This window comes from Flavobacterium chungnamense (assembly GCF_039539165.1).
Taxonomy (GTDB): domain Bacteria; phylum Bacteroidota; class Bacteroidia; order Flavobacteriales; family Flavobacteriaceae; genus Flavobacterium; species Flavobacterium chungnamense.
Genome location: NZ_BAABCS010000030.1, coordinates 1 through 14,889, shown reverse-complemented (window position 1 = coordinate 14,889; position 14,889 = coordinate 1). Strand labels below are relative to the sequence as shown.

At 30.9% G+C, this 14,889-nt stretch carries 15 protein-coding genes and 2 tRNA genes; 11 read left to right on the top strand and 6 right to left on the bottom strand.

The window, feature by feature from the left end:
* Window positions 1–25: 25 nt before the first annotated feature.
* Complete coding sequence (locus ABD771_RS13660) at window positions 26–1,693, top strand: PAS domain-containing sensor histidine kinase (RefSeq protein ID WP_345095547.1); 1,668 nt, start codon at window positions 26–28, stop codon at window positions 1,691–1,693.
* Complete coding sequence (locus ABD771_RS13655; RefSeq protein WP_345095545.1) at window positions 1,686–2,099, top strand: response regulator; 414 nt, start codon at window positions 1,686–1,688, stop codon at window positions 2,097–2,099. Before ABD771_RS13660 ends, ABD771_RS13655 begins: the two co-directional genes overlap by 8 nt.
* A 48-nt stretch (window positions 2,100–2,147) precedes the next feature.
* Here ABD771_RS13655 and rpsT read toward each other — a convergent pair whose 3' ends face one another.
* The 4 genes from rpsT to proS all read right to left on the bottom strand — a co-directional run bounded on the left by rpsT (window position 2,148) and on the right by proS (window position 4,306).
* Window positions 2,148–2,399 carry a 30S ribosomal protein S20 gene (gene rpsT / locus ABD771_RS13650; protein WP_345095543.1) on the bottom strand — a complete coding sequence of 84 codons (252 nt, stop codon included), beginning with the start codon at window positions 2,397–2,399 and terminating at the stop codon, window positions 2,148–2,150.
* Between the two features lie 156 nt (window positions 2,400–2,555).
* A tRNA-Glu gene (locus tag ABD771_RS13645) sits at window positions 2,556–2,627 on the bottom strand.
* Between the two features lie 44 nt (window positions 2,628–2,671).
* Window positions 2,672–2,743: transfer RNA gene (locus ABD771_RS13640), tRNA-Glu, on the bottom strand.
* 84 nt (window positions 2,744–2,827) lie between these two features.
* Window positions 2,828–4,306: a proline--tRNA ligase gene (gene proS / locus ABD771_RS13635; RefSeq protein ID WP_345095540.1), complete on the bottom strand. Its 1,479-nt coding sequence runs from the start codon at window positions 4,304–4,306 to the stop codon at window positions 2,828–2,830.
* A 100-nt stretch (window positions 4,307–4,406) separates the two neighbouring features.
* Here proS and ABD771_RS13630 point away from each other — a divergent pair, with 100 nt between their 5' ends.
* The 4 genes from ABD771_RS13630 to ABD771_RS13615 all read left to right on the top strand — a co-directional run bounded on the left by ABD771_RS13630 (window position 4,407) and on the right by ABD771_RS13615 (window position 8,945).
* The gene (locus tag ABD771_RS13630) at window positions 4,407–5,453 is read left to right on the top strand and encodes a hypothetical protein (protein WP_345095538.1); all 1,047 of its coding nucleotides are present in this window, start codon (window positions 4,407–4,409) and stop codon (window positions 5,451–5,453) included.
* A 26-nt stretch (window positions 5,454–5,479) separates the two neighbouring features.
* Window positions 5,480–6,997, top strand: a complete 1,518-nt coding sequence (locus ABD771_RS13625) for an OmpP1/FadL family transporter (protein ID WP_345095535.1) — start codon at window positions 5,480–5,482, stop codon at window positions 6,995–6,997.
* Between the two features lie 137 nt (window positions 6,998–7,134).
* Window positions 7,135–8,436, top strand: a complete 1,302-nt coding sequence (gene rimO, locus ABD771_RS13620) for a 30S ribosomal protein S12 methylthiotransferase RimO (RefSeq protein ID WP_345095533.1) — start codon at window positions 7,135–7,137, stop codon at window positions 8,434–8,436.
* Between the two features lie 44 nt (window positions 8,437–8,480).
* Window positions 8,481–8,945: a hypothetical protein gene (locus tag ABD771_RS13615; protein WP_345095531.1), complete on the top strand. Its 465-nt coding sequence runs from the start codon at window positions 8,481–8,483 to the stop codon at window positions 8,943–8,945.
* An 81-nt stretch (window positions 8,946–9,026) separates the two neighbouring features.
* Here ABD771_RS13615 and ABD771_RS13610 read toward each other — a convergent pair whose 3' ends face one another.
* Window positions 9,027–9,440 carry a DUF1573 domain-containing protein gene (locus tag ABD771_RS13610; RefSeq protein ID WP_345095529.1) on the bottom strand — a complete coding sequence of 138 codons (414 nt, stop codon included), beginning with the start codon at window positions 9,438–9,440 and terminating at the stop codon, window positions 9,027–9,029.
* A 176-nt stretch (window positions 9,441–9,616) separates the two neighbouring features.
* On the opposite strand from ABD771_RS13610, the gene ABD771_RS13605 reads away from it, so the two are divergent.
* Together ABD771_RS13605 and ABD771_RS13600 are read left to right on the top strand one after the other, a co-directional pair.
* The gene (locus ABD771_RS13605) at window positions 9,617–10,870 is read left to right on the top strand and encodes a sensor histidine kinase (RefSeq protein ID WP_345095525.1); all 1,254 of its coding nucleotides are present in this window, start codon (window positions 9,617–9,619) and stop codon (window positions 10,868–10,870) included.
* Window positions 10,871–10,893: 23 nt separating this feature from the next.
* Window positions 10,894–11,577, top strand: a complete 684-nt coding sequence (locus ABD771_RS13600; protein WP_345095522.1) for a response regulator transcription factor — start codon at window positions 10,894–10,896, stop codon at window positions 11,575–11,577.
* Here the strand turns inward: ABD771_RS13600 and ABD771_RS13595 are convergent, their stop codons facing one another.
* Window positions 11,578–12,765, bottom strand: coding sequence for a C40 family peptidase (locus ABD771_RS13595; protein ID WP_345095519.1), 1,188 nt, complete (start codon window positions 12,763–12,765; stop codon window positions 11,578–11,580).
* A 203-nt stretch (window positions 12,766–12,968) separates the two neighbouring features.
* Here ABD771_RS13595 and ABD771_RS13590 point away from each other — a divergent pair, with 203 nt between their 5' ends.
* From ABD771_RS13590 to ABD771_RS14345, 3 genes are all read left to right on the top strand, one after another.
* A complete protein-coding gene (locus ABD771_RS13590; protein WP_345095516.1) occupies window positions 12,969–13,391 on the top strand; it encodes a phage integrase N-terminal SAM-like domain-containing protein in 423 nt (140 codons plus the stop codon).
* The gene (locus ABD771_RS13585) at window positions 13,385–14,011 is read left to right on the top strand and encodes a tyrosine-type recombinase/integrase (protein WP_345095591.1); all 627 of its coding nucleotides are present in this window, start codon (window positions 13,385–13,387) and stop codon (window positions 14,009–14,011) included. The genes ABD771_RS13590 and ABD771_RS13585 overlap by 7 nt, the downstream gene beginning before the upstream one ends.
* Window positions 14,012–14,134: 123 nt before the next feature.
* Window positions 14,135–14,659: a PH domain-containing protein gene (locus ABD771_RS14345; RefSeq protein WP_486320583.1), complete on the top strand. Its 525-nt coding sequence runs from the start codon at window positions 14,135–14,137 to the stop codon at window positions 14,657–14,659.
* Window positions 14,660–14,889: the final 230 nt, after the last annotated feature.

The following is a 14,889-nucleotide window of genomic DNA, read 5'->3' as shown; positions in this document are numbered from 1 at the left end:
AATTTATTTTCTAATTATTCTCATTTTGGCTTTATTAAGCCACTACTATATTGTAAACTTCATTTCTATCAATAATCAATTATACTACAGTCTCAGTATTTGTATCTTAATAATAATTGGCTCACCAATAGCACTAATTACAATTATTAGATTAAATGACAAGAAAAACAATGATTCAATAACTAACCTAAAGAGAATCAACAAAGAACTATACGAATCAAACGAAAAATATGATATTGTTGCAAAAGCAACAAGTGACACAATTTGGGATTGGGATATTAAAACTGGTGGCTTCATTTGGAACAAAGGTATACAAGGTATTTTTGGATATAAAAAAGAAGACGTTGGAGAAAATCTTCAATGGTGGTTTGAAAAAATTCATCCTGAAGACAGCTTAAAAATGTCCGTAAAGCTATATTCATTCATTGAACAAAAAACTGAAAAATGGCAAGATTACTATAGATTTATGTGTGCTGATGGAACATATAAATATGTTTTCGACAGAGGTTTTTTAGTAATGGACGATGATCGAAATGTAATTCGTATGATAGGAGCAATTCAAGACATTACAAAACAGAAAGAAGAAGAACAAAGATTAAAGCTTTTAGAAACTGTAATCACTCAAACAAAAGACACAGTAATTATTACTGAAACGAGCAATACAGAAATAGAACTACCAAAAATTGTTTTTGTCAATCCTGCATTTTCAAAAATGACAGGATATAAATCAAAAGAAGTAATTGGAAAAAATGCTACTATTTTGATGAATAAATTTAGTGTTAGGAATGATATAAAAAAATTAGCCGAAGTCATCAAAAAGAAAGAAGAATTTACTTTTGAAGCACTAAATAAAAGAAAAAATGGCGAGCAGTATTGGGTAAATCTTACAATGATTCCTATTACTAACAAAGACAATCAACATTCTCACTGGATTTCAATACAAAGAGATATTTCCGACGAAAAAGAACGAGAAAAAGAGCGTGAACATTTAATTAGCGAACTTACTCAAAACAACAAAGATCTTAAGCAGTTTTCATACATTACTTCGCATAATCTTAGAGCTCCGCTCTCTAATCTAACTGGGCTTTTAAATCTTGTTGAGGATATTCCTATTGAAAATCAAGAATTAAAAGAAATTATAAGCGGCTTTTCTAAATCTACACACCAACTTAACGAAACCATAAATGATTTAGTAAATGTTATTATTATTAAAGATAGTCCTTCAATTCAAAAAGAAGGCATTGTCATAAAAGATGTATTTGAAAGTGTATTTAATCAATTAAGTTTTTTAATTGGAGTAAAAAAACCAATTATCAAAATGGATTTAAATAAAGCTCAAATAGTTTACTTAAACAAATCTTATATTGAAAGTATTTTATTAAATTTGATGTCAAATTCGTTACGTTATTGCGATCCAAATAGACAATTAAAAATTTCTATAGCTTCAAAAAAAGTGGAAAATGAAACAATAATGACTTTCAAGGATAACGGAATTGGAATTGACTTAGAAAGAAACAAAGACAAGGTATTTGGACTATATCAAAGATTTCACGACTATCCCGACAGCAAAGGATTAGGCCTATATCTAGTAAAATCTCAGGTAGAATCAATGGGAGGAACAATAAGTATTGATAGTAAAGTTGGCGTTGGCACTACCTTCACAATAATTTTTAAAAACAATAAAGATGTATAATAAAATATTATGTGTTGACGACGATCCAATAACGCTTATGTTGTGTAAAAAAGTAATTGAAAAATCAAATTTTTCTAAACAAATAGATACAGCACACAATGGTGAAGATGCAATTAAATATTTTGACAACCTAAAAAATGATTTAGAAAAAAATAAAAATATCATTTTACCACAACTAATGTTTTTAGATCTAAACATGCCTATTATGGGAGGATGGGAATTTCTTGATATATTCTCTGAAAATAATTACCATAATTTTTTCCCAGACTTAAAAGTTATTGTATTATCCTCTACTATTGACCCTAGAGATATAGAAAAATCTAAATCTTACACAATGGTTATTGATTTTCTATCCAAACCTATTACCAAAGAAATGCTTTACTCTTTTAGTAACAATACTAAATAAAAAAAGCTTCCAAATTGGAAGCTTTTTTATTTTATCGTAATTAAAACATTACATTTTTGCAACATGTTTAGTTAACTTAGATTTTAAGTTTGACGCTTTGTTGTCATGAATAATGTTTTTCTTAGCTAGTCTATCAATCATAGAGATTACACTAGATAATTTTGAAGAAGCATCAGATTTATCAGTAGCTAATCTTAATGCTTTTATTGCATTACGAGTAGTTTTGTGCTGATATCTATTTAACACTCTTTTCTTTTCGTTACTTCTAATTCTTTTTAAAGCTGACTTATGATTTGCCATTTTTTCCTTTTTTTAATTGTAATAATTGTTATAAACTACTAGTTAAAAAAGAAAAACCTCCCACAACTTATATAAAAGTCACTTTGGTTTTAACTAATAAAATAATAACAGAGACACCAATTATTATTTTACAAAACTTATTTACAACTAATTTTGTAGCCCGTAGGGGAATCGAACCCCTCTTACATGGATGAAAACCATGCGTCCTAACCGATAGACGAACGGGCCAATATCATCCTTCGTTAATTATGTATTTCAGTAAACTGAACTTGTAGCCCGTAGGGGAATCGAACCCCTCTTACATGGATGAAAACCATGCGTCCTAACCGATAGACGAACGGGCCATTACATTATTTTGTAATGCGAGTGCAAAAATACAACTATTTTTAATTCACGCAATAGTAGTAAGCACTTTTTTTAATTATTTTTTAATATGCTTTTGCAAACAACACTCTACCAGTAGATTTAACTCCAGAAAAAACACATATCCCATCCTCTTCTACTCTATCTAAAGGAATACATCTGATGGTAGCTTTAGTCAAATCTTTAATTTTTTCTTCTGTTTCTGGTGTTCCATCCCAATGCGCTGATATAAAACCTCCTTTATTTTCTAATACTTCTTTAAATTCTTCGAAAGAGTTCACCTCTGTTATATGAGCAGTTCTATAATCTATTGCTTTTTGAAATAAATCTTTTTGAATTATTTCTAATAAATCATTTACATAATCAACGATTCTTTCATTTGAAATAACTTCTTTGGTAAGTGTATCTCTTCTTGCTACCTCAAAAGTTCCGTTTTCCAAATCTTTTGGTCCAACTGCAATTCTAACTGGAACTCCTTTTAATTCCCATTCAGCAAATTTGAATCCTGGCTTTTGAGTAGTTCTATTATCATATTTAACAGAAATATTTAATTTTTTAAATTGAGAAATTAATCCATTTACAACTTCAGATATTTTTTCAAACTCTTCATCAGTTTTAAATATAGGAACAATAACAACTTGTATTGGAGCTAAATTTGGAGGCAAAACCAATCCATTATCATCCGAATGCGTCATAACTAATGCTCCCATCAAACGTGTTGATACACCCCAAGAGGTTCCCCAAACATATTCTTGTTTTCCTTCCTGATTAGCATATTTTACATCAAAAGCTTTGGCAAAATTTTGCCCCAAGAAATGTGATGTTCCTGCTTGTAATGCTTTTCCATCTTGCATTAATGCTTCAATACAATAAGTCTCCTCTGCTCCTGCAAAACGTTCTGTTTCAGTTTTTAAACCCTTTATCACTGGAATAGCCATAAAATTTTGAGCAAAATCCGCATAAACATTCATCATTTTTTCAGATTCTTCAATAGCTTCTGCTTTGGTAGCATGTGCTGTATGACCTTCTTGCCATAAAAATTCAGCAGTTCTTAAAAACAAACGAGTTCTCATCTCCCAACGAACCACATTTGCCCATTGATTAATTAGCAAAGGTAAATCTCTGTAGGATTGAACCCATCCTTTATAAGTTGACCAAATGATAGCTTCACTTGTAGGACGAACAATTAATTCTTCTTCCAATTTAGCATTAGGATCCACCATTAATTTACCTGGACGTGTCTCATCATTTTTTAAACGATAATGCGTCACAATGGCACATTCTTTTGCAAAACCTTCAGCATTTTTTTCTTCAGCTTCAAACATACTCTTGGGAACAAATAAAGGGAAATAGGCATTACTATGTCCTGTTTCTTTAAACATTCTATCTAATTCTGCTTGCATTTTTTCCCATATTGCATAACCGTATGGCTTAATTACCATACAACCTCTTACACCTGAGTTCTCCGCTAAATCTGCTTTAACTACAAGTTCGTTATACCATTTGGAATAATCCTCTTCTCTTTTTGTTAAGTTCTTACTCATAATGAATAGTTTGGCATAAAAATTGTTTAACTTATTTTAACTAAATAGTTCGGCAAAACTAACTATTTTTGTATTGTCCAACAATAAAAATGCTATAGATATGAAAACAAATTATTTTTTTACCAAAAAAATCTCCATTTATTCTGTATTTGGACTTTTTGCATTGATTGCAACTTCTTGTGGCTCATACCAAAACACCTCTTATTATGATAATGATGGTATTTATGGTTCAACAGACAACAAACCTAAACAAACTGAGGAAGCGAAAGCTAACAGTGCTTATTACAAAGAGTACTTCAGTTCATTGAATCAAGAAAGTCAAGAAGTATTTACTGATGTTGAAACTTATTCATCTTATAACGACACAATTGCAAAGAATGATACTCAAACCAATGTAAACTATGCTAGTTGGGGTTCAAACAATCCTGAAAATATTACAATCAATGTTTATGACAATAGTTGGGGATGGAATAATTGGGGATGGAACAACTGGTATGGTAACGGATGGGGATGGAATAATTGGTATGGAAATGGTTGGGGATGGAATAGCGGATGGTACGGCTCAAATTGGGGATGGGGATGGAACTCATGGTACGGACCTAACTGGGGTTGGGGATGGAATAATTGGTATGGTAACGGATGGGGATGGAATAATGGTTGGTATGGAAATGGTTGGGGTTGGAACAATGGTTGGAATGGTAACAATTATGCCTACTCTAACGGAAGAAGAAATTCGAATTACAATAACAATATGAATAGTCCTGTAGGAAACAGAAGAGTTTCAAACATAGGAAATACAAGAAATACAAATTTTGGAGGAGTTAGACCTACTAATTCTTCTGTTAGAAATCCAAATACTACAAGAAATGATTATCAAACAGGTGGTGTAAGACCTACTAACACTACTGTTAGAAATCCAAATACTACTAGAAATGATTATCAAACAGGTGGTGTAAGACCTACTACTAGTCCTACTAGAAATGATAACAACACTGTTAGACCAACTACAACTCCTGTTAGAACGAACACGAACACTAGAAGTTATGATAGTCCAAGATCTTACTCTCCAAGCCCAAGTAGCAGTGGAGGTGGTAGTTTCGGCGGTGGAGGCGGTGGAGGTAGATCGTCTGGCGGAGGTAGAAGATAATCATCAATCTAAAAGTATAAAATTTTATGAAAAAGATATTTACAATTGCGATAGCAACTTTAGCTATCGCATCAATTCAAGCGCAGGATATTAATGATGCCTTGCGTTATGGACAAACTGATTTGAATGGAACGGCTCGTTTTAGAGCAATGGGTGGAGCTTTTGGAGCATTAGGTGGTGATTTTTCTTCTCTTAATGTAAACCCAGCAGGTTCTGTGATATTTGCTAACAATCAAATAAGTTTGACATTAAGTAATTTTAATATCAAAAATAACTCAAACTATTTTGGAAATAAAACATCCGAAAACAACAACTCATTCGATTTAAATCAAGCTGGTGCTGCTTTCATATTTGAAAATGGTAGTGCCAAAAGTGATTGGAAGAAATTTGCAGTAGCTGTAAATTATGAAAATGCTAAAAATTTAGACAACTCAATATTCTCTTCTGGAACAAACATTGGAAGTTCTATTGATAAATACTTTTTGAGTTACGCAAATGGCGTCCCTTTTGGAAACATAGATAACTTCTATTTTGACGAATTGTATTTTAACGAACAACAAGCTTACCTTGGTTATAATTCATACATAATTGATCCAAACAATAGTGCAGATCCAAACAATGTAGACTATTATACTAACATCGCTGGAGGTGGCAACTATTACCAAGAAAACGCTATAGAAAGTACTGGATATAATGGAAAACTTACCTTCAATGCTTCTACTCAGTACAAAGATAAATTCTCGTTTGGAATTAATTTAAACTCTCATTTTCTTGATTATAAGCAATCAACTAGTTTTTTTGAAGCCAATGATAATCCAAAATATGCTATTGGTTCTACTGTAGATAGAGTTCGTTTTAACAACCAACTTTATACTTACGGAACAGGTTTCTCTTTCAATATTGGAACTATTTTCAAACCAACCAAAGAAGTAAGATTAGGTTTAGCTTATGAATCACCTACTTGGTACAAACTTACTGACGAATTATCGCAACAAGTAGTAACTTCAGGATATGGTTTAAATCCCGCTCAAGACAATACTCTGTATTCAACACAAGTTACAGATCCTAACGTAACTATGATTTTTCAACCCTACAAACTTCAAACTCCAGGAAAATGGACTGGTAGCTTTGCCTACATCTTCGGGAAAAGAGGTTTGATTAGTGTTGATTATTCTATGAAAGATTATAACAAAATGGAATACAGACCTAAAAACGACTATCCAAACGAAAACAAAGCTATGAGCAATTTACTAACCTCATCAAGCGAAGTTAGAGTTGGTACAGAATACAAAATCAAAAAGCTAAGTTTAAGAGGTGGCTACCGTTGGGAACAAAGTCCTTACAAAAATGGTAATGCCATTGGCGATTTAACAGGTTACTCTGGTGGATTGGGATATAATTTTGGTTCAACCAAAGTAGACCTAGCTTATGCTCATGCCAAAAGAAATTACAACTTACAATTCTTTTCTCAAGGACTTGTTGACCCAGCAAGAATTGAAAACATCACTGATAATGTAACGCTTACTTTTGTATTCGAGTTATAATCTTATCAAAAATATTTAAAGAAACCATTCGTTTTCGGATGGTTTTTTTTTATGTATTGAGCTTCGAAGGAAATTCATAGTTTCTGAAACAACTTCAAATTAATTATTGTAATTTTGCACTCCAATTAAATTAAGGTATGAGAACCAAATCGTTAAAGAAAAATAAAATCAATGTCATTACATTAGGATGTTCTAAAAACACTTACGATAGTGAGGTTTTAATGGGACAATTGAAGGCTAGTGGCAAAGATGTTGTGCATGAACAAGAAGGAAATATTGTAGTAATAAACACTTGTGGTTTTATTGATAATGCTAAAGCAGAATCTGTAAATACTATTTTGGAATATGCTGATAAAAAAGAACGCGGAATTGTAGATAAAGTATTCGTTACCGGATGTTTATCTGAAAGATACCGTCCTGATTTAGAAAAGGAAATTCCCAATGTAGATCAATATTTTGGTACTACAGAATTACCTCTTTTATTGAAAGCGCTTGGAGCCGATTACAAGCACGAATTACTTGGTGAACGACTTACAACAACACCAAAAAACTATGCTTATTTAAAAATTGCTGAAGGATGTGATAGACCATGCAGTTTTTGTGCCATTCCAATTATGCGTGGCAAACACGTTTCTCAATCTATTGAAAAATTGGTTAAAGAAGCTGAAGGTTTAGCAAAAAATGGTGTGAAAGAATTAATTCTTATAGCACAAGATTTAACCTATTATGGATTGGATTTATACAAAAAACGTAACCTTGCCGAATTACTTGAAAACCTTGTAAAAGTAGAAGGAATTGAATGGATTCGTCTGCATTATGCATTCCCAACTGGTTTTCCGATGGATGTATTGGAATTGATGAAACGCGAACCAAAAATCTGTAATTATATTGATATTCCGTTGCAGCATATTTCTGATAGGATTTTGAAATCTATGAAACGTGGTACAACAAAAGAAAAAACCACCAAATTATTAAAAGACTTTCGTGAGGCTGTTCCTGGAATGACGATTAGAACTACACTTATTGTTGGTTATCCTGGAGAAACTCAAGAGGATTTTGAAATCATGAGAAATTGGGTTCAAGAAATGAAATTTGAACGTTTGGGATGCTTTACTTACTCTCACGAAGAAAATACTGGTGCGTTTGTTCTAGAAGATGATGTTCCTGAAGAAGTAAAAAAAGCTCGTGCACAAGAAATAATGGATTTACAATCACAAATTTCATGGGATTTGAATCAAGAAAAGGTGGGTCAAACATTTAAATGTATTATCGACAGAAAAGAAGGCGAACATTTTGTTGGAAGAACCGAATTTGATAGTCCAGATGTAGATAATGAAGTTCTTATTGATGCAGCTAAATTCTATGTTAAAACTGGTGAATTTGTAAATGTAAAAATCATAGAAGCAACAGAATATGATTTATATGGTGAACCTGTATAATTTAAAAAACTTTTGCTAAATTTGAATTTCTAAACTATTTGAAAATGAAAACATTAAAATCAATTTTTACGATAAGTTTTATTTTAGGATCTTTAACTATTGCTTCAGCCCAATTTGGTGGAAATGGAATGAATACAAGAAATCAACAAAGTATTCAAAATACTAATAATTTCGGTCGTTACGAAAAAAGTCCTGAAGAAATAGAAAAAGAAAGAGCAGAAAACATTGAAAAATCTGTAGAAGCGTTAAAAACAGAATTGAAATTAGATGAACTTCAAATCATTGTCATCCGCAAAGAAATTGAAACAAGTACAAAAAAGATTTTTGCAGTTGTAAAAAATGAAGAATTATCTGAAGAAGATAAAGCCAAAGAAATTGAAGCAATCTCTGAAAAAACCGATACTACAATAAACACTTTTTTAAATGCTGAGCAAAAAGAAAAGTACAAAAAGTTCATCGAAAACAGAAGAGAGAAATTAGATAAACTAAAAGACAAACGATTGAGATAAAAAACTCAAATCACAAAATAAAAAACTCCTAAACAATCAAGTTTAGGAGTTTTTCGCGTTATTAACCAACCTTATAATCAATTATAATTTTGCTACTACATTGCCTTTAAAAGTTAAAACTTTCGGATTAACATCAGCGCTTGTTGTAACGGTAACAGTTTTTGTAAATGAACCCGCAGCTGCAGCATTATAGGTAGCTTTTACATATCCTGTTTTTCCTGGTGCAATAGATTCTTTTGTATAATCGGCAGCAGTACAACCACATGCAGGTTTTACATTAGTAATTATAACCGCTTTACTACTTGTGTTTTTAAATTGAAATTCAATCAATTTTGGAGTTCCTTGTGGAATTTGTCCTACATCAATAGTTTCGCTTTTCCAAGCAATAGAACCTGCTTCCGTAGTTTTTACTGTTGGAGTTTCTTCTTTAGAAATTACTGTAAATGACATTAATCCTAAAGTCAAAGCTAGCATTGAAATTTTTAAAATTTTCATATTTTTATTTGTTTAAATTTGTTTTGTTTTAAAGCCCACAATAAATGAACAATACAAAGATAAGTCAACAACTATTTTAGTTCTGTTAATCGATTTCAAATGTTTGTTAATGACTTGTTAACTGAAAAAAGTTGGTGCTTTTTTTTAGTAATATTACCTTTTGAAACACATCAATATTGAAAACTAAAAACCTCAACATAATAATCGTTCTCGGATTAGTTGCTACAATTGGAATATTGATAGCACAATTACTATGGACAAAAGAAGCCTTCAATTTAGAAGAAAAAAAATTCTCTCAACGCACACATATTGCTCTTTTAGAAGTAGTTAAAAAACTTTACCAAGGTACAAATAGTGAACTTCCTATACAAAATCCTATAAAGAAAATCGCTAATGATTATTATATTGTTAATGTGGAAAACGATTTTCAACCCGATATTTTAGAACATTATTTAAAATCGGAATTTACTAAATTCAATATCAACACCGATTTTGAATATGCCATGTACAATTGTCAAAGTGATGAAATGGTTTATGGCAATTACGTTTCTTTTGGAGATAAAAAAGCGATTCAAAAATCGGTTTATTTTCCCAAACACGAAAACTTGGTGTATTATTTTGCCATTCGTTTTCCAGACGAAACTAGTTATTTATTGAGCTCATTGCGTTTTTGGTTTGTGCTTTCCTTAGCATTAATTATCATTTTATTGGTTTACGTATATTCCATTTATACTATCATCCAACAAAAGAAATACTCTGAATTGCAACGCGATTTTATCAATAATATGACGCACGAGTTTAAGACTCCGCTATCCTCCATCCTACTCGCTTCAACCTATTTGAACAAACAAGATGTCATTCAAAAAGATACTAAACTTGAAAAATACACCGAGATTATCATCAATCAAAGTAAAAAACTAAACAGTCATATTGAGCAAATATTAAACATTGCCAAGTCCGATAATGCTCCTATGACGATGAATAAAAAGGAAATCGTACTCGTACCTATAATAAAAGATGTAATTGAAAACATGCAGTTAAAACATCCTAATTTATTTGTAAAAATTAATGCTGATGAAACTACAAAAATTAATGCTGATGAATTTCATTTTACCAATATCGTTTACAATCTTTTAGATAATTCTATAAAATATTGCGAAGAAAACCCAACGATTTCAATTAATATTTTAGAAGATAAAAACAAAATCAAATTGGATTTTTCAGATAATGGCATTGGCGTTTCTAATAAAAATTTAAATTTTATCTTTGATAAATTTTACAGAATTCCGAGTACAAAAAGTAATGAAGTGAATGGTTTCGGACTTGGTTTGTACTACGTAAAGAAAATCTGTACCCAACATAATTGGAAAATTTTCGCCACTAATAATGACGATAAAGGAATCACAATTTCAATTGAAATACCTAAATAACTAAGTAAATAATTCAGCATAAAATGACAAAATATAAAATTCTTTACGCCGAAGACGACGAAACGCTTGCCTTTCTAACCAAAGACAATTTAGAAATGCACTACGATGTAACCCATTGCACTGATGGCGAAATGTGTCTTAAAGCTTTTAAAAGTGAAGCTTTTGATATTTGTATTTTAGACATTATGATGCCCAAAATGGATGGTTTTGAATTGGCTGAAAAAATTCGTCAGTTAAATGCTGATGTGCCAATCATCTTTTTGTCGGCTAAAACCTTGAAAGAAGACCGAATTAAAGGATTACGTCTTGGAGCAGATGACTATTTAGTAAAACCCTTTAGCATAGAAGAATTGTTGCTTAAAATCGAAATTTTCTTAAAGCGTTCTCAGAAAAATACTATGATAGAAAACGTGATTTACACTGTTGGAAAATACCAATTCGATCACAAAAACTATTTGGTGTTTACCGATACCGAAAAAATTAGTTTAACGCAACGCGAAGCCGAATTATTAAAACTATTTCTGGACAACAAAAATGTGGTTATGAAACGTGAAGAAATACTTAAATCACTTTGGGGCAACGACGATTATTTTATGGGAAGAAGTTTGGATGTATTCATCTCTAGATTGCGTAAAATTCTAGCAAATGAAAAAGGAATCACCATTGAAAATTTACACGGAATTGGTTTCAAATTTAATGTTGAATAATTATTCTTTCAACACTCTATTGATTTGAACAAAGCTTCTTGAATAGTAGTCTTCTTTGGTTGATGAAATCATAACTCCAGCGCTAGTTGACGAGTGAATGAACTTAATTTCATCTTCCAAAACTTCAGTAATCATTCCAACATGGCTTATTCTTGAGCCTCCAAAAGTGGCAAAGAAGATTAAATCTCCTTTTTGGGCTTGCGATTTATTTATTCGCTCACCAACATCTGCCATTTCATGAGACGAACGTGGCAAAGTCATATCGATGCTTTTAAAAGTATGAAACATTAAACCTGAGCAATCAAATCCTGCACTGGTGGTTCCTCCTCTTCTATAACGAGTTCCAATATGTTCTGAAGCTTTTTCTATTAAAAATTCGGCTTTAGTTAAGTTGGCTGCCGATAAAGGTTTAGCAGTTTCAATTTCCTTTTGCACCTCAACCACTTCCGATTTATTTACAGCTGGTTCTCCGTTTCCTTTTCTGATGATTAAAAACTGATCTACTTTTAAGCCATTGGCTACACTCGGATTTAGTTTTGTCAATTCTTCTATAGAAACTCCAGTTTGTTTAGAAATTCCATATAAAGTTTCTTTGGGCAAAACTTTGTGTACCACATCCACATTAGAAACAAGATTTTCCACTTTAGTTTCTGTAACGACTTCTTTTATTGGGTTTTGCTCTTGAACCACTTTTTCTGGAAGCGTTGCTTCTTCCATATTAGGTAATTGCAATTTCATTCCAGCTTTTAGATTACTGGTTTTTAAAACCGGATTTAATTCGCACAACGTTTCCATAGAAACACCATATTTTTTAGAAATGCTGTACAAAGTTTCTTTTGATTTTACACTATGCATAGCTTTCGAAGCACCTTCAACATCTTTAACCTTATCTTGTTTCAGATTCTCAATTTTGTCTGCAACTTCTTTTTTCTCAGCAACCTCTTTTTTGGATGGCTTTTCCTTTTCTTTAAACTTCTTATTCGGAATTTTAACCTCAGCATTCAAACCTAAGACTGCGCCTTTCAATTTCGGATTCAAATCAAAGATTTCCGATTGAGTTACGTCGTATTTTTTGGCGATAGAATAAATTGATTCACCCGATTTCACCTTATGTTTAATTACTTTTTGAGCAAAAGTTTGGGCAGATAAAAACAGAAAGAACAATATAAATAGTTTGAAAAATTTCATGAGTTTAATATAATTCTCAGCACCAAAAAGTGCCATTAAAAGTTTTGCAATTTACAAATAAATGTGCATTTGGTCGATGTTTTTTAACTTAAATTTAAAAAACAACCTATTTATCGACCAAAAATTAAATACTTTTCAATAATTAAAACTTAATAAACTCCTAAGTAAATTTTAATTATTTTTACATCATAAAATTATAAGCCATGAATTGGAGTGCCAAAATTATAAGCCATAACGGCGAAAAACGAATTGCAGTTTATTTTGAAAAGAATAAAGATCTAATAGAACGAATAAAGAAACTTGAAGGTTCGCGATGGAGTCAAAGTTTGAGGGTTTGGCATTTGCCAGATACTGATAAATATAGAAATCAATTTCAAATAATATTTCCTGAAACTAAACTTATTAATGAAGAAGGAATTGAAGCAATTACTAAGTTTACGCTTTGGTTACGCTCCAAACGTTATAGCGAAAAAACTATAATAACCTATTGTGACGGATTGAAATCCTTTTTAGTTTTCTACAATAAAAAGCCTATACAATCTATTACAAATGAAGATGTTATAATTTTTAATAATGAATATATAATTAAAAAAAATTATCTGAATCATATCAAAATCAAATTGTAAATGCAATAAAGTTATATTTCAAAATAATTAGAGAGACCAAAATTGATATTGAAAAAATACATCGACCAAAAAGGGCTAAAACTTTACCAAATGTTTTAAGTAAAGAAGAAGTCAAAGCCATTCTTGAAGCGCCAACCAATATAAAACACAAGACGATGTTGAGTTTAATATATAGCTGTGGTTTGCGCAGCGGAGAATTATTGGCACTTGAACCTAAACATATTGACTCAAAACGAAACATTGTTTTACTTAAAAATTCAAAAGGGAAGAAAGATCGAATCGCACCATTAAGTCCAAAAATATTAGAATTATTAAGAAGTTACTATCTAATGTATAAACCTGTTAAATATTTATTTGAAGGAAATATTGTTGGTGAACCCTATTCAGAAAAAAGCTTACAAAGCATAATAAAACAATCAATAAAAAAAGCTTCTATAAAAAAACCAGTTACACTACATTGGTTGCGTCATAGTTATGCAACTCATTTACTAGAAAGCGGAACCGATTTAAGATATATTCAAGAATTATTAGGTCACAGTAGTAGTAAAACAACAGAAATATACACACATGTTAGCACAAAAAATATTCAGCAAATAAAAAGTCCATTTGATGATTTGTAATATTTTTTTCATATTTTTACAATATGATTAGTCTATACTTTGTCATACTAATACAACCATTTTTGGGTGTATTAGTATGATAACGTCAGACTTATATACTAGTTACCAGCAATTTCTAAAAAAATGAGTAAACCAAAGACATATAGCTTGTTGAATCTGAAATTTTTATTTTTTTCATTAATAATTTTTATTTTATTTTTTTCTCTTATACTTTGTACAATAGGAACTATTAAAATATTATCTGAGTTCGGAAAGAACCTAAAAATAAGTATTGCTGGATTTCTATTATTTGTTCTTTATTCTTTTTTAATTTTCTTTATTGGACGAATAATTTATATGTACATTACTTATGTTTCAAATGAGCGAAATAAAATTGTGAAAATTGACACAGAAAATGAAACTCTTACGTTTAGTAAAAACTCAAAACAAAATATTATTGACTCAAAAAATATAGAAAGAGTTGAGTTGTATTTATCAACCAGTAATTATAGAAGTTTATTACGGTATTTCGAATACGTAAAAATAATTACGAAAGACAACAAAGAGTATATAATTACTAGTTTTATATTAAATTGTTCAATATTTGAGAATTTGTTTGAAAATGTAAAAAAAACAAAAAAGTTGAGTGATAAAATATTTCTGAAATAAAACTGCTGGTAACAAGCGTTTGGCAAGATTGCGAATTTTGTAGTAAATACACGTTTATTTCTCGCAAGAAATTTTATCTTTGATAGAAAATAATTAGTTCCGTAGTTCGCAACCTCGCCAAGCGCCGGAACGTCAGGCTGTGAAAAAACTCTTTTTTCATTTTAAAATCAAAACACACAACTTATATTACTTCGATTTAAGCTAAGTTAATTTTTGATTTATTTTGGTTT

Bases quoted from the DNA above. Each gene is read 5' to 3' on its own strand.
- ABD771_RS13655 (WP_345095545.1), top strand. From the start codon at position 1,686: ATGTATAATAAAATATTATGTGTTGACGACGATCCAATAACGCTTATG.
- rpsT (WP_345095543.1), bottom strand. From the start codon at position 2,399: ATGGCAAATCATAAGTCAGCTTTAAAAAGAATTAGAAGTAACGAAAAG.
- proS (WP_345095540.1), bottom strand. From the start codon at position 4,306: ATGAGTAAGAACTTAACAAAAAGAGAAGAGGATTATTCCAAATGGTAT.
- ABD771_RS13630 (WP_345095538.1), top strand. From the start codon at position 4,407: ATGAAAACAAATTATTTTTTTACCAAAAAAATCTCCATTTATTCTGTA.
- ABD771_RS13625 (WP_345095535.1), top strand. From the start codon at position 5,480: ATGAAAAAGATATTTACAATTGCGATAGCAACTTTAGCTATCGCATCA.
- rimO (WP_345095533.1), top strand. From the start codon at position 7,135: ATGAGAACCAAATCGTTAAAGAAAAATAAAATCAATGTCATTACATTA.
- ABD771_RS13615 (WP_345095531.1), top strand. From the start codon at position 8,481: ATGAAAACATTAAAATCAATTTTTACGATAAGTTTTATTTTAGGATCT.
- ABD771_RS13610 (WP_345095529.1), bottom strand. From the start codon at position 9,440: ATGAAAATTTTAAAAATTTCAATGCTAGCTTTGACTTTAGGATTAATG.
- ABD771_RS13600 (WP_345095522.1), top strand. From the start codon at position 10,894: ATGACAAAATATAAAATTCTTTACGCCGAAGACGACGAAACGCTTGCC.
- ABD771_RS13595 (WP_345095519.1), bottom strand. From the start codon at position 12,765: ATGAAATTTTTCAAACTATTTATATTGTTCTTTCTGTTTTTATCTGCC.
- ABD771_RS13590 (WP_345095516.1), top strand. From the start codon at position 12,969: ATGAATTGGAGTGCCAAAATTATAAGCCATAACGGCGAAAAACGAATT.
- ABD771_RS14345 (WP_486320583.1), top strand. From the start codon at position 14,135: ATGAGTAAACCAAAGACATATAGCTTGTTGAATCTGAAATTTTTATTT.